Source organism: Halomonas sp. AOP7-B1-5 (assembly GCF_052353045.1).
In the GTDB taxonomy this organism is placed as follows: domain Bacteria; phylum Pseudomonadota; class Gammaproteobacteria; order Pseudomonadales; family Halomonadaceae; genus Vreelandella; species Vreelandella colorata.
This window is the reverse complement of record NZ_JBQTDC010000028.1, coordinates 41688-59677: the sequence shown is the minus strand read 5'-3', so window position 1 is coordinate 59677 and position 17990 is coordinate 41688. Positions and strand designations below refer to the sequence as shown.

Sequence of the window (17990 nt, the reverse complement as noted above, 5' to 3'; positions counted from 1 at the left end):
GTTTCCGTTCTTAGTTAGGAAGCAATAGTTCTGATCAGATTCTCCATAGAAGCTGATGGCACGCCTTTCCTTATAGATAGGAGAGCGCACGATCCAGTTGTAAACAGCCTTCACAAGTCCAAATGGAATTCGTAAGACGTAATTCACATTATTTTTCGTGTCTATTCCTGTGCCTGGACCTACTTTTACTCGTGCTTCTGCTGATCCTTGATAGGCGATGTAAGCCTCTTTTATGGAATCTACGGTGAGAGTGCAGATGGTTTGCTTCCTGGCCCCACTGTAGAGTCCAAGCCAATGTATGAGTTGCATTTGCCTGTCGCCTAGTGTCTCAAGTCCCTCTAGCACCCAATCTTTTTCTTTGGTTGATAGGGGTCTAACTTTACCGTCTTCTCCTCCAATTGTTTCGCTGTCATTCTCTTTTAGCATCGACTCAGTGATATGAATGTCCGTATAGACAATTTGGTGCGCCGTTCCTCTAGGGGTAAATCTTTTGGCTTGTTTGATCCTGTAGAAATGCCCTTCAATCTTTGGCATGTCAGGTGGCTGTAAGTTATATTGATTCAGGAACATATAGAACTGAGCAACTTCAGCTGCTTTGCCTTTAACTACGGATAGAGCGTTAGTGTTATCCAAGTACAAGGACTGCAAATATCGCTTGTACTGGTAGGTAACACGTTGTCGTGGTCTCAAGCCTTTCGGGGCATAAAAGACATGGTATGGTCTTTCCAAGGATTGGCTATCTTCTAGCCATTGAAGATAGTGGAGAAGGTGTTTCGCCTTCCTCTTAATGGTAGAGATGCTCTTGGCGTTATAGTCTGCGTTATTGTTCCACCACCAATATAAGTAGAGGTTGCCTAGATCCCAAGGAGTGCCGTCAGATTGGTAGATTACTGGAAAATCCTCCAGCATTAGATCGGGGGTTGATTCAAACCTCTTAGACTGGGGATTCCAATCCAGATTGTAGTTACCCCACTCAATATAGAATTCATTTGAGTCTGATGATTTTATCAGTCTTCCCTCAACTCTATAAAAGCGTTTTATATCTACTATCTTTGCTTTCGAATTTAGCTGAAATGCCATAACAATACTCCACTAATGTCAATATTCTACTCAGCATTAGTGTGAGTGTCCATACTGTTTACATTAGTGTGTGCGTAGAAAGCCAAAACCCCAATATAGAAAGCTGAATAGGGTAGCGCCTAGCGTCACGGCGGCCAGATATCGTGAGTCGGGCAGGTGCCCGACCACAGCAGTATCGACCAGCCCGAGAAGCGGAACGGTAATATTGGAAAGGATAATTGGCCAGGCGATGGCCCATATACGCACGCGAGACGACAAACGTTAAGCAGCAGTAATAATGCGGTACTTTTCCAAAAGCTGCTGCTGCGTTTCAGAGCGCGCGGGGTCAAGCGGAATACAGTCTACCGGGCAAACCTGCTGGCACTGGGGTTCGTCAAAGTGGCCAACGCACTCGGTGCACAAGTTTGGGTCGATGATGTAAATCTCCTCGCCGGGAGAGATCGCATCGTTCGGGCACTCGGGCTCGCAGACGTCGCAATTAATGCATTCATCGGTGATCATCAGGGCCATGGGCATACCTCGCGAATGGCTGGCACACCCAGGCGTCGCTAAACGCTATACCCGAGTGTTTTACTCAACAATGTTGGTGGTTACGTATTGTAGTGCTTACGCAATGCTTCTGCGACCTGGGAAGGAACTAACGGTGAAATATCGCCGCCCAGCTTGGCGATTTCACGCACAATGGTGGAAGAAATATACGAGTTTTCCACCGCTGGAGTGAGAAATACGCTTTCAAGCTCGGGGTTTTGCGCCCGGTTCATATTGGCAAGCTGTAGCTCATACTCAAAATCGGACACCGCACGCAGGCCACGCAGCATGATGGTTGCGCCCTGTTCATGCATAAAGCGGGTCAGCAGGTTGGAAAAGCCCACGACTTCAACATTGCCAAGCGTGGCGCAGGTAGCGTTGACCAGAGCAATCCGAGTGTCAAGATCGAGACTGGGTCGTTTGCCAGGGCTTGCCGCCACGGCAATGATTATCTTATCGAACATCCTGGCGCCACGTTCGATAAGGTCGAAGTGACCGTTGGTGATCGGGTCGAAGGTGCCTGGATAAACGGCAATGTTAAAGCGCTGCTCGCTCATTCCGAATCCTCTTCGTCAATTCGGCCAAAAGGATTATCGCTTGCCAGCGATACCGCTTGAGCATAGCCCGGGATATGAATACGGTCCGCGTGAATATCCAGTTCGGGGCCTTCGAGCACCGCTTCGCCAAATTGATAACGTGGCGCGTAATGGCCGGCATCCGCCTGGGCAAGATACGCGGCCGCTTGGGCGCGCACGGTCTCGCGGCGCCCCTTCCAGGCACTAATCGCGGCGGCGCCATGACGCTGAAGCAGCAAGCGCTCGGTAACGCCGGGGGAAAGCACAACGCCGGTTGCGTTATTACCGCCAAAGCCTTTGGCGTTAATAAAGGCGGCATCCGCTTTAAAGGCTATGGGCGTTTGGGAGAAGCGTAGCCGCTCGGCATACACGTCGTCGGCCACCTCGTCCAGAGTGGGAATACCGGGCAGTAACCCGTGGGCGAAGCTGCCCAGCGCGCTCACCAGTTGATCACCCCCCGCTGACCCCTGAGAGTGGCCGATAAATGACTTAATCGCTACTACCGGCCACTCGCTAATACCATTGGCGCGGGCGATTTCATGCAGCACATGGGATTCAGTCGTACGATTTTTAGGGGTGCTCGTTCCATGTGCGTGCATGAAACTGCGCTCTTGCAGCGCTTTTTCGCCCAGCATATTGCGCACCAGTGCTGCGGCCTTGCCCAGCGTGATGTAGTTGCCGATGCCCGGCGCTGAAATAGAGCGCTTGAAGCCATCGGCATTCACGAATACTTCCGGTACTGCTCCGAGAATGTCTGCGCCTACTTCAAGCGCCAGCGCATCATCCATCAGCAGCACAAACTGGCTAGCTTCACCCATGGTAAAGCCGCAGTTGCGCGCAAAGGGTCGACTGGCGCGCTGATAGTCGGCGTCGGTCAGCAGTTCAAGCGCATCCAGAGCTTTTAAACTCGCATCGTCAGCCAAGGCGCCCATGGCGCGGAAGCCTTCAATGATTTCAGGCGTAATCGGAGCGTCGGCCGTGCCCACCATCACCACTTTACGCCGTCCTGCACGAATATCTTCGATACCCAAACGCAGGTTGTATAGAAAGCTTGCGCAGGCACCTAGTACGGCGCCGGTGCCGCCAACGCTACCCAATACATAGGCATTCAAAAAGTCGGCGGGCATCTGCCCGTAACCTAGCGGCATTTGCTTGGAGGTGGCACGCTGACCGCTCACCAGACTCTTCATCAAGCCGCCCCAGCCAGCATCGTCCAATTGACCGATGGAGTTGCCTGCATAAACGGCAATATGGTCTGGATTCAGTGTTTGGCGCAGCGTTTCCCAGGAGAAACCGCTGGCCCCTAGGCAGTCGCTGGCGCCAAAAATGGCCATCGACAGCCCGCGTGGGTGGTGCACGCTACGATAAAGACTGGCGGGGTCAAAGCCGCTAGGCAACTGAGCTGCAGCGTGCACTTTGGGCGTCTGGGCGTCAGGTAGCAGCGTTTCAAGCACGCCTGCCGGCACGATGACTTCTACTTCACGGGCACTCAGATCCCGGACCTGCCAGGTTTCCGGTAGGTTTTCCGGCAACTGGCGGCGGCGCAGTGTAAAGCGCAACGGCTCGGCTAGCTGAAGACTGGCTTGACGATTTGCGGGCAGCCCAGGCGCGAGGAATTTGGGGTCCTCGTTACGGCGAATCAGCGTGTGGTTCAACACCTGTTCGCGCAGCGACTGGGCAGGCGAGTCTATGGGCTGTCCTACACGGTCGTGCCACCCTTTTTCAGAGTGCTCGACAAGCTGCATCAGGGCTGCAAGGCCCTCAAGCGTCTGGCGCTGCTGGTCAGCGGGAAGGGCATCAAGCACGGTGCGGCGGAAGGCCTGATGGCCCGAGCTTCTGCCGGCGGGATTGATGCCGCCCATGCCGACAATCACCGGTAAGTGTGACAAGCCGGGTTCCTCGTGGTGCGGTGGTTTTAAATAACAATTATTGTCAACAACAGGGCAAATCTTACGCTGTCACTGAGCTTAATAAATATCTCGGGCGTGATCATAGCACCGGGTGACTAACGCCGTCATGCTGCAAGCGCCGGAGACTGATAGAATCGCCTCTTTTCAAGCCGAGGATGGCATGCAGTACACTTCTCGATCCGTTACCACTAATCAGCCAGGCCCTCATCATGATTTAGCACGCCAGGTGGACCGGGCGTTGGCTCATCCGTTGCGCAAGCCTATTGCTGATCATACTCAGCAGGCATTTGAGCAGGCTAATCACTGGTACCAGGCTTGTAATGCTCCACTCATCCTTGATTCAGGCTGTGGCGTTGGGGTTTCGACAAGAAAGCTTGCCTTGCAGTTCCCTGACTGCGCAGTAATAGGAATCGATCGCAGTGAAGATCGCCTGGGGCGTGATCACGGCGCACTGCCGGATAACGCGCTGTTGGTACGCGCGGATCTGGTTGATTTGTGGAGGTTGGCGAAGCAGGCGCACTGGGCACCTGAACGCCACTATTTGCTGTATCCCAACCCATACCCCAAGGCAGCACACCTAAAGATGCGCTGGCATGGGCATCCGGTTTTACCCACACTGTTGGCGCTGGGCGGGTGCCTTGAGCTGCGCTCTAACTGGCAGCTTTATGTCGAGGAGTTCGCTTTGGCGGTCGCGCAAGTTACCGGACGACAGGCCGAGGTGGGCATATGGACGCCTGACGGTGAATACTTAACCCCGTTTGAAGCCAAGTACGATCAAAGCGGGCAAACGCTCTGGCGGTTGCAGGTCGAGCTGGAGCGGAAGTAATCATGCTGCACGTGTTTTCCAAAATGAATGTACATTGAGGCAGGTAAAAGTGACGTACTTCTTTAAAGCAGCAGCGCGCCAATGGCGTTGTTCATTAATCGCCAGCGTGGCCGCCGCCACTTTCGCGGTCAGCACTTCGGCATTGGCCGATTTTAGCCGGTTGAGCCAGTTACAGGAAAAAGGCTTTTCAATTAGTGCCGAGGCGCGTCTGCTGGATACCAATATGCCCGCCCTTTTGGGCAGCATTAATCCTGAGCGCCAAATGTCCCCGGCGTCGGTCACTAAAGCTTATATGGCTGCAGCGTTGTTAAACCGCTTTGGCCCGCAGCATCGCTTTACCAGCCAACTGGTCAGCAGCGGCATCATCGATAACGGCATTCTGCGTGGTGACCTGGTGTTTGACGGTGGTGGTGATCCTGGGCTGACTACGGAAAACCTATGGCGATTAGTGCAGCGTTTACAAATGGCGGGGGTCAATGAAGTCGACGGTGCGCTGGTAGTAAGCCAGTGGCGCTTTGGCCCGGTTAACTGCATTACCAATGACCGCTGCAATGCGCTTTCCCGGGTAACCAATGCTTACAGCGCGCCGCTAACCTCGGCAGGGGTTAATTTTGGTAGCTGGTGCGTCAACGTAGCGCCTTCTTCTATTCCAGGGGAGCCGGCACGCACGGCGCTTTGCGATAGCCAACTGCCGCTTATTGATATCGATAACCAGGTGATTACCCGCCCTGCCAATAGCGGGACTGAAATCAGCGCCGTGCGCGTGACCGATGAGCGTGGCGATGTAATGCGTTTGACCGGGCAGATTTCGACCAATGCGAGGGCCCAGGATGTTTATCGGGGCGCGGGCGATGCCGCTGAAGAGACCGCGCAGATACTTTTAGGCATGCTCAATCAGGCGGGTATCCACGTAAGAGACCCATGGCGTGTTACGTCAACACAGCCTTTGAGCAGCGCGGCACGCCTAGCCGCCGTGGATAGTCAGCCGTTACAAGAGCTTCTGCTGCGCACCATGAACTATTCCAATAACTACATGGCCGATGTGCTGGCTTTAAACCTGGTGGAAACTCCTCAGGCCCAGCTGCGTCAGGCAGGTTCAGCCATTGAAGCCTATGCCCAGCAACTGCCGGGGCACGGGCCGTTAACGCTGTATAGCGGCAGCGGGTTGACCACCGAAAACCGTACCTCGGCTCACGGGGTTAACGTCATGCTGGAGGATATGTATCGGCAAAGTTCGCTATTTCCAAGCTTTGTGGCTGCGTTTCAATCGCCCGCGAACGGCGTGATGCGGTTTATTCGCCGCGGCTCCTCCACGTTTCAAAATAACGTGATGCTGAAAACCGGTACGTTGAACCAGCCCTTTGCGGTACGCGCCGCGGCAGGCTACTTTCGTACGGCGTCGGGGCGGTGGGGCGTGTTTAGCGTATTTGTGAACGGTAACAGTAATACACCTTATATAAGCTGGTCTGAAGTGCTTGATCCGTTATCAGTCGATTTAGATACGATGATTTTGGCTAATTAATTTCCGCTACGCTTAAAAGGTGAGGCAACCTGCATGAAACCAGGGCATACCGGTTTAACCCATTTGGTGCACTCAACGCGTTACTCGTGGAAAGGTTTAAAAGCCGCATTTCGAAACGAAGCCGCCTTTCGCCAGGAGGTCGGCATTGCTGCGGTGATGCTACCGTTTGCCTGGTGGATCAGTAATGATTCGATCAGCTGGCTTTTGTTGGTCGGCAGCCTGTTTTTAGTACTGATTGTCGAGCTTTTGAATAGTGCGATCGAAAACGTCGTCGATCGCATCGGTACGGAGCATCATGAGCTTTCCGGACGCGCAAAGGATATCGGTTCGGCAGCCGTGATGCTGTCGCTGATCATCGCCGGGTTTACCTGGGGACTCTTGGGCTGGCAAAAATTCTTCGGCTAGCGTTTCAGCGCTTGGCAGTGAGGTGGTTATGCAACTAAACGATAAGTTTTTACCTTTGGAAAACCTGCCTGAAACACTTCAGCACGTGGCACAAAGGGCGGGCCAACGGCTTAATGATGCGCTTAGTCAAGCTGACAATGTTGCCTCCATGACCAAGCAGCCACGGCCCTCAGCGCGTTGGGAGGAGCTATCTCCGTCGCGTCGTGAGGCGCTGGCAAAAGTGCTGAGCGTATCCACCTTTGCGCTGGATACGCTTACGCGCTACCCCCAGTGGCTAGGTGAGCTCGACGCGACCGGCGAACTTGAGGCCGCCCCTACCCGCGATGACCAGCAGCAGTGGCTGCAAAGTACCCTGGAAAGCGCTGAAGATGAAACGGCGCTGCAGCGCGCATTGCGCCGTTTTAGGCGCGCCCGCATGTTGGGAATCGTGTGGCGGGACTTGAACCGTCCTGATGGTTACACCATGTGGGACACCGCACAGGCGGTTTCCCAGCTCGCCGAAATTTGTCTGGAGGCGGCACTAGGCTGGCTTGAAGCGTTTTACGCCCCTCGTTGGGGATTGCCCGCTGCGCGTGCCGATGGCGCGCCCCAACGCTTAGTCGTGCTGGGTATGGGCAAACTGGGCGCGGGCGAGCTGAATCTCTCGTCCGATATCGACCTGATTTTTGCGTTTCCGGAAAAAGGCGACACGCAGGGCGGGCGTAATCCGCTAGAGCATCAGGAGTATTTCACCAAGCTGGGGCAAAAGCTGATTGCCGCCCTGGACGCGATGACGGCCGATGGCTTCGTATTTCGGGTGGATATGCGCTTACGCCCGCTCGGCGATGGTGGCCCATTGGTGGGCAGCTTTGCCATGCTTTCAAGCTATTACCAGGATCAGGGGCGCGAGTGGGAACGCTACGCCATGCTCAAGGCCCGCCCGGTAGCCGGCGATATAGACGCAGGCTTTGGGCTATTGGCAAGCCTGCGCCCGTTTGTGTATCGGCGCTACCTTGATTTTGGCGCTATCGAGTCGCTACGTGAGTTAAAAGCCATGATTAACCGCGAAGTGAAGCGCAAGGGCATGCAGAGCAATATCAAGCTCGGCCCTGGCGGTATTCGCGAAGTGGAGTTCGTGGTTCAGGCATTCCAGCTGATTCGTGGCGGTCGTGATACCGAACTACAGGTGACCTCATTACACACGGCCTTAACGCGCCTGCCGGAACTGGGCCTGCTGCCTCAGGCGGTAGTCGATGAGCTGCTGCCTGACTACGCTTTTCTGCGTGATATCGAGCATGTAATCCAGGCCCTTGAAGATCGTCAGACGCAAATGCTGCCTACCGATGAGTCTGATCAGGCCCGTGTCGCCTTTGCTATGGGCTATGCCAGCTGGGCGCAACTGATCGAGCAGATTGATAAGGTACGTGAGCGCGTGCGCCAGCATTTTGATGCGGTGATCGCCGACCCCGAAGAAAATGCTCAGGACGCCAACGACGATAGCCACCAGACACCAGCGCAATGGCGGTTAATCTGGCGCAATGAGCTGGAGCAGGATGAGGCCGTTGCCTATTTAAGCAGTGCGGGGTTTATCGAGCCGGAGAAGGTGCTTAAGCGTCTGCAGAGTTTATACCAATCGCGTCAGGTGCAAAGTATGCAGCGGATCGGTTTTGAGCGCCTTGATGCGCTTATGCCGCTTCTGCTGGCGGCCGTGGCTGAAAACGATACGCCGGATACCGCGCTTTCTCGCGTGCAGCCACTGATTGAATCAGTACTGCGACGTACCGCTTATCTGGCACTGCTGCGTGAAAACCCCCACGCGCTTGAGCATTTGATGCACCTGTGCGCGGCAAGCCCCTGGATTGCCACACAGCTGGCTCGCTATCCTATTCTGCTCGATGAACTTTTAACCCCTGAAACCCTGTATACCCCCGCCGATAAAACGCGCTTAGCCGATGAGCTGCGCCAAACGCTCAATCGGCTGCCCGAAGACGATGAGGAGGCGCAGTTAGAGGCACTACGTGTGTTTAAACATGCCCAAATGCTGCATGTTGCCGCCTCAGATGTTGCCGGCACGCGTCATCTAATGAAAGTAAGCGATTACTTAACCTATATCGCAGAAGTAATCCTGGACGCCGTGTTGGTGATGGCCTGGAAGCACGTGACTCGTAAACACGGCGTACCGGAGGGATTAGACCTCAACGAGCCGGCTTTTTTAGTGATCGGGTACGGTAAACTAGGTGGGATTGAGCTTGGGTATGGCTCTGATCTGGATCTGGTTTTTCTCCATGACAGCGATGGTAAAGGTTCCACAGACGGCCCACGCCCCATTGAAACGCCGCTGTTTTTCACCCGGCTGGGCCAGCGAATTATTCATCTGCTAACCGCCGTAACGCCAGCGGGTAGCCTGTATGAAGTGGATATGCGTTTACGCCCCTCGGGCAATGCGGGGTTATTGGTGACTTCGCTTGATGCCTTCGCCGATTATCAGCAGCAGAATGCCTGGACCTGGGAGCATCAGGCATTGGTGCGCGCACGGGTAGTTGCCGGTAGCAGTTTGCTCGCCAAGCGATTTGATCAGGTGCGCGGCGATATATTGAGCCGTAAACGTGAAATCCACGCCTTACGCGACGATGTTGTCAAGATGCGCCATAAGATGCGCGACCACCTTAGCAGTAAAGCCCAAAGCAGCGGTTTTAATCTCAAGCACGACGCGGGCGGCATGGTCGATATTGAGTTTCTTTGCCAATACACGGTGTTAGCACTTGCTAACCAAACGCCTGCGCTGCTGACCTACAGCGATAATATTCGCATTTTAGAAACGTTGGCTGAAAGTGAACACTTACCCTTACAGGAAGCCGAGCAGTTAAAAGACGCCTATCTGGCCTATCGCAGCCGTACCCACCGCGCGGCCCTTACCGGTGAAAAAGCGATTGGCAAGGCCGACGATTTTAAAGAGCATCGCACGGCAGTCAACGCGTTATGGCAGCGCTTTCTGGAGCCTTAGCATTACGCATAGCCAGTAACGAGATCAATAACGGCGTGATCAATACAGAGTACGTAATAACAGCATGATCAATAAAAACAATGAGGCAGGGCAATGCACAGGCGTGGATTAAGGTGGCGCGCATGACAGCGCATATTCTAGCGACACTGCTACCGGTGTTTTTGATTTCAGGCTGTGGGGCAGCTTACGGGCGCTTTCGGACACCCGATATTCGCAGCCTGAATACTCTGAATATGGAGCTGTTCGTTCCACTGTTAGTGTTTGCGGTGTTGGCAGACCGCCAGGCGCCGCTTGCCGATTACGCATGGCTTGCTTTCGCCGCTGCCGCCGTTGTATTGGGGTCGGGGCTGATACTTTGGCCGTTGGCGGCTTGGCTAAAGTTGGATATAAAAACCTTTTTGCCACCCATGATGTTCAATAACACGGGCAATATGGGGGTGCCGTTACTGGTACTGGCCTTTGGTGAGGCGGCTTTACCTGCGGCGGTGGTGATCTTTATCGTGGAAATGGTGCTGCACTTTTCGGTAGGCCTTTACATGATAAATCCGCGCACCTCGATGTGGCATATTCTGCGTATGCCGATTGTGGCGGCTAGTCTGGCTGGGCTTTTAATCAATATGAGCGGCGTGCCGCTGCCGGGGTGGCTACTGGAAGCCATGCATATGCTGGGCGGGGTAAGCATTCCTTTAATGCTGTTTGCCCTGGGCGTGCGGCTACTTGAAGTTGACTTTAGCGATTGGCGAACGGGGCTGCTGGGGGCGGTACTGTGCCCGCTTTCAGGATTGATCATTGCCCTGCCATTAATGTGGTTATTGCCCCTGGATCCTCTACAAACTGCGGTACTGCTGGTTTTTTCTGCGTTACCGCCGGCGGTATTGAATTACCTGGTCGCCGAGCAGTTTAAGCTTGCGCCGCAGAAAGTCGCCTCGCTGGTGTTGATTGGTAACTTGGGTAGCCTGATCGTAATGCCGCTCATTTTAGCGGCTGCGTTTACATGGGTGTATGCGCCGCTTTAAAAGCGGCGCATCAGTCATGTAAGTAACAGACAGGTAATGTAAAAATAGCAGGCTAAAACACTAAAAATACGCAGCCTTAATCGCGGGGTGCTTGCTCTTTTACTTCAAAACTACCTTCTAAGGCATCCTGCGGGCCTTGGCGTGATTGAGGTTCGGCATAACCCCCGCCAATATCCTGCGCTTGATCTGCACGCATCTGCTCCATGCGCTTTTTCATTTTGTGGCGTACAAACGGCATCATGGCCCAGCCAATCAAAAGGAAAAACAGGCCGAACACTACGCCAACCACCATCAATACACCAAATGCCAGCCACGTTAAAAGTAGCTTCAAGCTGCCCATCAGCCCGGTCGGTTGTGACTGTGCAGCGCGGGCGCGCCACTGGTGGGCAGCCTGCCAGGCGGTATTGCGTTGGTCGCGATTCATCTGTGGCATAAGAGCCTCCATCGTCGTTTGTCCCTATTGGAACACAGTTATTGGAACGTCGTTAACCAGGCAAGTTCACTGAGAGCTGGCGCATATCTTGCTTTGTAACTATTGGGGAAGTTGGGTTGCCCTTGAAACGCCTAACAAAAGGAACGCTCATGCAAGATAACAACGTCTTAAAAATTGCTTACGATATCGCCACCATTACGCGGGAAAAGATCGGCATGATCGAAAAAATCATGCAGCAAACCGAAATACTAGCCTTGAATGCGCGTATTGAGGCGGCACGGGCGGGAAGCAGTGGTGCCGCATTTTCAGTAGTGGCGCAGGAAATGGGGCGCGTATCCGGGGGCATTAATGAAATTGCCCGCGATTTTCGGCAGCAGGTGGAACAACACACTGAAAGTATCGAAACCGCAGGCACTACTATGGTGAATGAGTTTCGTGGACAGCGATTCACCGATATCGCGCTGAATGCCGTCGAGATTATTGATCGTAATTTATTTGAGCGTTCATGTGACGTGCGCTGGTGGGCAACGGACAGCGCGGTGGTTGAAGCCGTTGAGACGCCCACGACAGTGTGCTGTGACTACGCAAGCGTGCGTCTGGCCACTATTTTGCGCTCGTACACGGTCTATCTTGACTTATGGGTCGCCGATGCAGAGGGGAATATCATCACTAATGGCCGACCTGATCATTATCCGGGCGTTAAAGGCAAGAATGTGGCAGATACCGCTTGGTTCAAGCGAGCTATAAAAACTACTGACGGTGACGCTTTTGTAGTGAGTGATGTAGAACGAAACTCTTTACTGGATGGTGCATCGGTCGCCACGTATGCCACGGCCATAAGGAAGGGAGGCCAAAGTAACGGCGCTGTGACCGGCGTCTTAGGAATTTTCTTCGACTGGGCGCCCCAGGCAAAAGCAGTGGTCGAGGGCGTGGGCTTGACGCAAGAAGAGCGTGCATTGAGCCGCATCATGCTCTTAGATTCAAATTATCGGATTATCGCGGATACTCAGCAAGATACAGTGGGCAACCACTATCCGTTACAGCGCAACAATGAAGTACGCGGTTACTATCAGGATGAGGGCCGTTTGATCAGCTTTTCTGAAACGCCAGGGTATGAAACCTATCGCGGATTAGGCTGGTTGGGGGTTGTCGAATATCGCCTTGAGGATGCTCAAGCACAGCGCAGCGCTTAGCACTAAAATGGTAGCGTGCGAGTACGCTGTCACCGTTTTGGTGCAGCGGATGCGCAGGGCCGCTCTCATGTATGTCTAGGCAGGTATGGTTTACGCCCTACACGGTTTAAGCCAACTGCATAGCCAAACGCTATTAAGCATTGGCATCTTAAATAAACGAAAGCTGTACATAAGTGTTGTTAAGCCGATAGGGTTATACAAGTATGTGTTCAATTTAAGATATAAGGCTTCAAAGGGAGAGGGTATGGCAAATCATGGAGGAAAGTCGGTGTTTATTGCATCGACAGTGATCATTTTCGGCTTGGTAGTGGTAGGGGCCACTTTTCCAGAAGGTTTCGCAAGTGTTGCTGAAGCGGCATTAAGTACGATCACTCGACTGTTTGGCTGGTTTTATCTGTTCTCGGTTTTTGGCTTTGTAGTATTTTTATTTGGCTTGGCGTTCAGCAAATATGGAAAAGTTCGCTTAGGCCCTCAAGATAGCACGCCAAACTATAGTTTCTTTTCATGGATCAGCATGTTGCTGGCCGCTGGATTTGGCGTGGGACTAGTGTTTTATGGCATGGCTGAGCCCATGACGCACTATATAGAGCCGCCTTACGGCGATGTGACCGCTGAAACGCAAGCGGCAGCACGCTACGCGATTCAATACAGCTATTTTAACTGGGGCATTCACCAGTGGGCCGCGTTTTCAGTCGTTGGCTTAATCATCGCTTACTTTCAGTTTCGTAAAGGCCAGGCGGGGCTTGTATCGTCGGTGCTTTCATCAGTAACGGCAAAAAAGCCTCGGTTACGCCCTTATGCCGCGTGGCTGGATGTCTTCGCCGTGGTCGCCACCGTCATGGGGGTGGCAACCTCGCTAGGTCTTGGGGTATTACAAATGAATGGCGGTTTGAATGCCGTCTTTGGCCTGCCTGAAAACGGGTTTTGGCAATTTATTATTTTATTTGTGATGTTCTGTGCGTATATGGCATCGACCTGGTCAGGGCTTGATAAAGGCATTAAGCGCCTTTCAAATCTAAACATGGCGCTATGTATTGGATTGATGCTCTATGTGCTGGTGACCGGCCCTACGATTGCCATCCTGGAAACCATCACTTTAGGCATTGGCGATTATCTGCAGAATTTCATCGGTATGAGCCTGCGTATTTCGCCCTACAGTGAAAATGAGTGGGCGAGTAGCTGGACGATTTTCTATTGGGCCTGGGTAATTGCCTGGTCACCGTTTGTCGGCACATTCATTGCTCGTGTATCACGTGGACGCACCATTAAAGAGTATGTGTTCGGCGTACTGTTAGTGCCGCCGCTGCTGGCCTGCCTGTGGATTGGAGTGTTTGGTGGCGCGGCGCTTAACATGGAGCTTAATGGAGATAATATTGGGTTGGCGGCTGCTACTCAGGACAATATTACGGTAGCGCTATTTGCGATGTTTGACCTGATGCCATTTTCCGGCGTGCTGTCTGTGGTTGCCATGATGCTTATCTTCATTTTTCTGGTGACATCGGCGGACTCGGCCTCTTATATCGTGGCGCAAATGACCGATAATGGCTCGATTAATCCTCCGCTTTATAAGCGCATTATCTGGGGTGTATTGATCGCCGCAATTTGCTTAACACTGATTGTGGCAGGCGGCCTTTCAGGGCTTCAATCGGCGGCGGTACTTTCGGCACTACCGTTTACCTTTATTCTGTATATGATGGTTATTGTGCTGGTGCGTGAGCTGCGTGCTGATCGTAAGGCCATGCTGACGCAGCTTTATCGTCGTCACGGCGAAACGCCCGTAGGTGCTGATGCCTTTGAGGCTGAGCAGATGGGTGAAGAGGAGCGGCTACGCCGTGCTCCTAACGTTATTAATCGACGCATTAATAGTTAGATGAACGTAATTAGGCCTTCAGGAGCAGACACATGGAGCGAGGATGCTGATGGCTCGGCAAGGACGGCACGGTGCTACGCGGCGCCAGTCCAAGAAGGTCTCGGTTGACCGTTGGTTAGACCGCTGGCTGGATCGGGTAGTAACGGTCGCTGTGGTAACGGCGTTGGTGATCGGTTTATCTGCCGTGTTGGCACATTGGCTTTTGTAGGCCAACCTGTTGTAACGCTGAAGAAAGCGCCCGGCTATATACGCCGGGCGTTTGCTTTCGTCGTCTCTTTTTGACCTCTTAAGAGAACTCCTCATGGTGCTAAATAAGCCTGTTAAGGGCGATGCTTCTTATGCCTCACGCCGCGAAATTTTCGGTTGGGCGATGTTTGATTTTGCGAACCAGGCGTACACCCTGCTGATTATTACGGTCGTGTTTGGCGAGCTGTTTACCACCGTGATCGTAGGTGACCGGGGCGATGGGTTTCGGCTGGCCAATTTTCTATGGAGTCTGGCGCTTGCGATCAGCTATCTGATGGTAGTGGTAACAGCCCCGCTATGTGGGGCGGTGATGGATTACCGGGCTGAAAAAAAGCGCTTTTTACTGTTTAGCTATTTGGCTACGGTAGCCACTACTGCAATGCTCTACTTTGTGGAGCCGGGCTATGTGGTGATGGGACTTATCCTGATAGTGCTCTCCAACTACGCTTACTCCATGGGTGAATCCTTTATTGCCGCTTTTTTACCCGAGCTTGGCCCACCTGAAAAGCTGGGTAAAATTTCAGGGTTTGGCTGGTCGCTTGGGTATATTGGCGGGCTGTTTGCGGCAGGTTTTACCTTGGTGGTGTTAGGTGAGGCAACGGCAGATAACTTTGAGCGTATACGCTGGGTCGGACCCTTTGCCGCAGGCTTTTTTCTGATTACCGCTATCCCCACGTTTTTATGGCTAAAAGAGCGCGGTACACCGCAGCCTTCGGGCGTTGCGTATTGGCGCATTGCACACCAACGCGTCCGCTCCACCATGCGAGAATTGCGCTATTTTAAAGACTTAACGGTGTTTTTGATCTCGCTGCTGTTCTCTATGGCGGGGGTATACATCATTATTGCTTTTGCGTTTATTTATGGTGCCCAGGTAATCGGTTGGGATGAAAATATACGTAATATCATGTTTATCATCGTTCAGGTAACGGCAGCCGCAGGGGCATTAGGATTTGGCTGGCTTCAAGATCGTTTAGGCGCCAAGCATACTTATCAAATGACGCTGGGGCTGTGGGTGGTGGCGATTATTGCTATTTGGGCAACGCCTGAAATTACCGCCTGGTTAAATGCGCGCTTTGGCTGGCAGTGGCAAGCCCAGCACGTGTTTCTGGCCGTGGGCTGTTTGGCGGGTCTTAGCCTGGGTTCCAGCCAATCGGCGAGCCGGGCCTTGGTGGGCGTGTTTTCACCACTTGAAAAATCGGCCGAGTTTTTTGGTTTCTGGGGGCTGGCTAATAAATTAGCGGGCGTTTTGGGGATCGTGATGCTGGGGGTGCTGCAAACTATTATTGGCCTGCAGGCGTCTATTCTTTTATGTGTTGGCCTGTTTGTTATAGCGATGCTGATTTGTGCGAAGGTTAACGAGCGCCGAGGGCGTGACGCCGCTATCGCTTGGGAAAACGCTTAAACGTCGAAACGAAAGCGAGGGGGCTGCTCATGCAAACAAGACAGCGTGGCGGCATCGTGATGATGCTGCTTTTCTGGGTACTGTTAATCGGGTTGGGGACGTGGTGGCTTGATGGGGGGATGGAGCAAATACTCAACCCTAATGCGCATATTGCGCAGACCTTGTCTGAGGGTGGCCCCGTTACCTTAAAGCGTAACCGCTCCGGGCATTTTGAAGCGCCTGGCGAGATTAACGGTGAGCCGGTGACCTTTTTACTCGATACTGGCGCAACCTATGTAGCCGTTTCAGATGAATTGGCGGCGCAGTTAGGACTTAACCGGGGGCGCACGGCTTGGTTCAATACCGCCAATGGTCGAGTACAGGGGAATCTTACACAGTTGGATGAAGTCATGCTGGGTGGGATCAAGATCAGCAATGTGCCGGGTTCTATTAGCCCGGGGATGGAACACGATACGGTGCTGTTGGGGATGAGCTTTTTGCACCTTTTGAATATTGAAATACGTAGCGGTGAGATGGTCTTGAGTCTGCCCGATTCGTAACCGATGCTTGTGTATATGGCGTTGATGTGCTTAGCTAAAAGCTCATGGACGCCAACAGGCTAAGGAGTTGCTATGGGTATCGAAGTCGGTGGATTATTAGGGTTAATTTGGCTCATTATTTTGGTTTGGGCCATTGTCAAAGTCGCCAAAAGTTCCGCAAGTGGATTGGCAAAACTGCTGTGGATTTTGGGGCTGCTGGTCTTTCCTCTGGTAGGCTTGATTGTATGGCTATTGTTTGGGCCCAAAGGTTAGCGGCATTAAGCTTTGTTACACGGTAATTTACATTAAAAAAGGCAGGCCTTGCGCCTGCCTTTTTTATTAAAATGCAATTTTGAACGCTATTTTTCCCGACTTGGGGGTGCTTTATAGTGACCGGGGATTTTTAGTTTTTCCCCGTTGGGCAAGTCACGCACCTGGGTTGGGACATAAACACGCTTGATAACGCTTTTCGCTTTGTCGTCGGTCATTGCTCACTCCTCCTGTCAGGCTGTCGACAGTTTGTTTTGTTACATTAGTCCTCCGTGTTGGAAGAATCAAGCGAGGCAAAGAGCGACTGAGCATAACTAATAGCATGTAACGTTAAGGGCGGGTGCTTCCTGGGTTTTAAGGTATTCTATAAGTAGATGACGGTCGCCAATGCGATAGCGGGTAAGCGAATGGATTATAAACTGCCTAAGCGGAGTGATGGATAAGATGGTAAACCACTTAGAAGAGCAATTTCAGGCGCTTGGGTCACAAGAAACCGTAATGCCTGAATATCCTGATCAGGATCATATTCTGATCATTGAAGATGACAAGCGTTTGGCAGAACTCACTCGGGATTATCTGGAAGCTAATGGCTTTCAGGTTACTCTAGAGGCCGATGGGGCGAAGGGAATGGACCGCATTCTTACCCTTCAGCCGGATTTGGTTATTTTGGATCTGATGCTGCCGGGTGAAGATGGCCTGTCAATCTGTCGTCGGGTACGGCCTAATTTTGCAGGTCCCATCATGATGCTGACGGCGCGCACCGATGATCTTGACCAGATACTTGGCTTAGAAATGGGGGCTGACGACTATGTGCCCAAGCCCGTTCAGCCTCGTGTACTGCTTGCCCGCATGCGCGCGTTGCTGCGCCGCGCCGATGGCCCCGCGCCCAATGGTGAAATGCGCCTACGCTTTGATAACCTGGAGATTGACAATGCGACGCGTGAAGCGTGGCTGGGCGGTGAGCGTATTGACCTGACCAGCGCTGAATTTGATCTTCTATGGCTGTTAGCGCGTAATGCAGGCCGGGTATTAACCCGCGAAGAGATCTTTAACGATTTACGCGGTATTAAATACGATGGGCAGGACCGTTCTATTGATGTGCGTGTATCGCGTATCCGGCCTAAAGTGGGCGATGACCCTAACCAGCCACACCGCATAAAAACGGTACGCAGCAAAGGCTATCTTTTTGTGAAGGATAGCTAATATAAAGGGC

The 17990-nt window shown here is 52.8% G+C and carries 18 protein-coding genes and 1 pseudogene; 12 read left to right on the top strand and 7 right to left on the bottom strand.

Translation table 11 applies throughout. From position 1 onward, the window contains the following. The 5 genes and pseudogenes from ACT3XD_RS13965 to ACT3XD_RS13945 form a co-directional block, all read right to left on the bottom strand. The coding region (locus ACT3XD_RS13965) for a hypothetical protein (protein ID WP_192538495.1) at positions 1–1080 on the bottom strand (1080 nt) is incomplete at its 3' end. A 72-nt stretch (positions 1081–1152) separates the two neighbouring features. Continuing rightward, positions 1153–1326 (bottom strand): annotated as a pseudogene (locus ACT3XD_RS13960) (MATE family efflux transporter); the annotation flags it as partial. Positions 1327–1341: 15 nt separating this feature from the next. After that, a complete protein-coding gene (locus ACT3XD_RS13955) occupies positions 1342–1590 on the bottom strand; it encodes a YfhL family 4Fe-4S dicluster ferredoxin (protein ID WP_192538496.1) in 249 nt (82 codons plus the stop codon). 80 nt (positions 1591–1670) lie between these two features. Further along, positions 1671–2165: a pantetheine-phosphate adenylyltransferase gene (gene coaD / locus ACT3XD_RS13950; protein ID WP_192538497.1), complete on the bottom strand. Its 495-nt coding sequence runs from the start codon at positions 2163–2165 to the stop codon at positions 1671–1673. Next, the gene (locus ACT3XD_RS13945) at positions 2162–4045 is read right to left on the bottom strand and encodes a beta-ketoacyl synthase (protein ID WP_192538540.1); all 1884 of its coding nucleotides are present in this window, start codon (positions 4043–4045) and stop codon (positions 2162–2164) included. Before ACT3XD_RS13945 ends, coaD begins: the two co-directional genes overlap by 4 nt. 208 nt (positions 4046–4253) lie before the next feature. On the opposite strand from ACT3XD_RS13945, the gene trmB reads away from it, so the two are divergent. From trmB to ACT3XD_RS13920, 5 genes are all read left to right on the top strand, one after another. Continuing rightward, positions 4254–4919: a tRNA (guanine(46)-N(7))-methyltransferase TrmB gene (trmB, locus tag ACT3XD_RS13940; protein ID WP_192538541.1), complete on the top strand. Its 666-nt coding sequence runs from the start codon at positions 4254–4256 to the stop codon at positions 4917–4919. A 49-nt stretch (positions 4920–4968) separates the two neighbouring features. After that, positions 4969–6441, top strand: a complete 1473-nt coding sequence (dacB, locus tag ACT3XD_RS13935; protein ID WP_192538498.1) for a D-alanyl-D-alanine carboxypeptidase/D-alanyl-D-alanine endopeptidase — start codon at positions 4969–4971, stop codon at positions 6439–6441. A 33-nt stretch (positions 6442–6474) separates the two neighbouring features. Then, positions 6475–6846, top strand: a complete 372-nt coding sequence (locus tag ACT3XD_RS13930) for a diacylglycerol kinase (RefSeq protein ID WP_192538499.1) — start codon at positions 6475–6477, stop codon at positions 6844–6846. Between the two features lie 28 nt (positions 6847–6874). Continuing rightward, positions 6875–9829, top strand: coding sequence for a bifunctional [glutamate--ammonia ligase]-adenylyl-L-tyrosine phosphorylase/[glutamate--ammonia-ligase] adenylyltransferase (glnE, locus tag ACT3XD_RS13925; RefSeq protein ID WP_192538500.1), 2955 nt, complete (start codon positions 6875–6877; stop codon positions 9827–9829). A gap of 122 nt (positions 9830–9951) precedes the next feature. Beyond that, positions 9952–10845 (top strand): AEC family transporter, encoded by an 894-nt coding sequence (locus ACT3XD_RS13920; protein WP_192538501.1) that lies wholly within the window; start codon positions 9952–9954, stop codon positions 10843–10845. 76 nt (positions 10846–10921) lie between these two features. Here ACT3XD_RS13920 and ACT3XD_RS13915 read toward each other — a convergent pair whose 3' ends face one another. Then, entirely contained in the window at positions 10922–11278 is a 357-nt protein-coding gene (locus tag ACT3XD_RS13915; protein ID WP_192538502.1) for a hypothetical protein, read from the bottom strand. A 149-nt stretch (positions 11279–11427) separates the two neighbouring features. On the opposite strand from ACT3XD_RS13915, the gene ACT3XD_RS13910 reads away from it, so the two are divergent. From ACT3XD_RS13910 to ACT3XD_RS13885, 6 genes are all read left to right on the top strand, one after another. Beyond that, positions 11428–12471 carry a PDC sensor domain-containing protein gene (locus ACT3XD_RS13910; protein WP_192538503.1) on the top strand — a complete coding sequence of 348 codons (1044 nt, stop codon included), beginning with the start codon at positions 11428–11430 and terminating at the stop codon, positions 12469–12471. A 244-nt stretch (positions 12472–12715) separates the two neighbouring features. Then, positions 12716–14341 carry a BCCT family transporter gene (locus ACT3XD_RS13905; RefSeq protein ID WP_192538504.1) on the top strand — a complete coding sequence of 542 codons (1626 nt, stop codon included), beginning with the start codon at positions 12716–12718 and terminating at the stop codon, positions 14339–14341. 43 nt (positions 14342–14384) lie between these two features. Next, positions 14385–14549, top strand: coding sequence for a hypothetical protein (locus tag ACT3XD_RS13900; protein ID WP_192538545.1), 165 nt, complete (start codon positions 14385–14387; stop codon positions 14547–14549). Between the two features lie 93 nt (positions 14550–14642). Then, positions 14643–15989, top strand: a complete 1347-nt coding sequence (locus tag ACT3XD_RS13895) for an MFS transporter (RefSeq protein WP_192538505.1) — start codon at positions 14643–14645, stop codon at positions 15987–15989. Positions 15990–16018: 29 nt separating this feature from the next. Further along, a complete protein-coding gene (locus ACT3XD_RS13890; RefSeq protein ID WP_192538506.1) occupies positions 16019–16528 on the top strand; it encodes a retropepsin-like aspartic protease family protein in 510 nt (169 codons plus the stop codon). A gap of 72 nt (positions 16529–16600) precedes the next feature. After that, complete coding sequence (locus ACT3XD_RS13885) at positions 16601–16780, top strand: PLDc N-terminal domain-containing protein (protein WP_192538507.1); 180 nt, start codon at positions 16601–16603, stop codon at positions 16778–16780. A gap of 86 nt (positions 16781–16866) precedes the next feature. On the opposite strand, the gene ACT3XD_RS13880 is transcribed toward ACT3XD_RS13885, so the two are convergent. Then, positions 16867–16995 (bottom strand): hypothetical protein, encoded by a 129-nt coding sequence (locus ACT3XD_RS13880; RefSeq protein WP_018918827.1) that lies wholly within the window; start codon positions 16993–16995, stop codon positions 16867–16869. A gap of 226 nt (positions 16996–17221) precedes the next feature. On the opposite strand from ACT3XD_RS13880, the gene ACT3XD_RS13875 reads away from it, so the two are divergent. Then, a complete protein-coding gene (locus ACT3XD_RS13875) occupies positions 17222–17980 on the top strand; it encodes a winged helix-turn-helix domain-containing protein (RefSeq protein ID WP_318782763.1) in 759 nt (252 codons plus the stop codon). Positions 17981–17990 lie beyond the last annotated feature (10 nt).

Bases quoted from the DNA above. Each gene is read 5' to 3' on its own strand.
- ACT3XD_RS13915 (WP_192538502.1), bottom strand. From the start codon at position 11,278: ATGCCACAGATGAATCGCGACCAACGCAATACCGCCTGGCAGGCTGCC.
- glnE (WP_192538500.1), top strand. From the start codon at position 6,875: ATGCAACTAAACGATAAGTTTTTACCTTTGGAAAACCTGCCTGAAACA.
- ACT3XD_RS13905 (WP_192538504.1), top strand. From the start codon at position 12,716: ATGGCAAATCATGGAGGAAAGTCGGTGTTTATTGCATCGACAGTGATC.
- ACT3XD_RS13875 (WP_318782763.1), top strand. From the start codon at position 17,222: ATGGTAAACCACTTAGAAGAGCAATTTCAGGCGCTTGGGTCACAAGAA.
- ACT3XD_RS13890 (WP_192538506.1), top strand. From the start codon at position 16,019: ATGCAAACAAGACAGCGTGGCGGCATCGTGATGATGCTGCTTTTCTGG.
- ACT3XD_RS13955 (WP_192538496.1), bottom strand. From the start codon at position 1,590: ATGGCCCTGATGATCACCGATGAATGCATTAATTGCGACGTCTGCGAG.
- ACT3XD_RS13880 (WP_018918827.1), bottom strand. From the start codon at position 16,995: ATGACCGACGACAAAGCGAAAAGCGTTATCAAGCGTGTTTATGTCCCA.
- trmB (WP_192538541.1), top strand. From the start codon at position 4,254: ATGCAGTACACTTCTCGATCCGTTACCACTAATCAGCCAGGCCCTCAT.
- coaD (WP_192538497.1), bottom strand. From the start codon at position 2,165: ATGAGCGAGCAGCGCTTTAACATTGCCGTTTATCCAGGCACCTTCGAC.
- ACT3XD_RS13885 (WP_192538507.1), top strand. From the start codon at position 16,601: ATGGGTATCGAAGTCGGTGGATTATTAGGGTTAATTTGGCTCATTATT.
- ACT3XD_RS13900 (WP_192538545.1), top strand. From the start codon at position 14,385: ATGCTGATGGCTCGGCAAGGACGGCACGGTGCTACGCGGCGCCAGTCC.
- ACT3XD_RS13945 (WP_192538540.1), bottom strand. From the start codon at position 4,045: ATGGGCGGCATCAATCCCGCCGGCAGAAGCTCGGGCCATCAGGCCTTC.
- ACT3XD_RS13920 (WP_192538501.1), top strand. From the start codon at position 9,952: ATGACAGCGCATATTCTAGCGACACTGCTACCGGTGTTTTTGATTTCA.
- ACT3XD_RS13895 (WP_192538505.1), top strand. From the start codon at position 14,643: ATGGTGCTAAATAAGCCTGTTAAGGGCGATGCTTCTTATGCCTCACGC.
- ACT3XD_RS13910 (WP_192538503.1), top strand. From the start codon at position 11,428: ATGCAAGATAACAACGTCTTAAAAATTGCTTACGATATCGCCACCATT.
- ACT3XD_RS13930 (WP_192538499.1), top strand. From the start codon at position 6,475: ATGAAACCAGGGCATACCGGTTTAACCCATTTGGTGCACTCAACGCGT.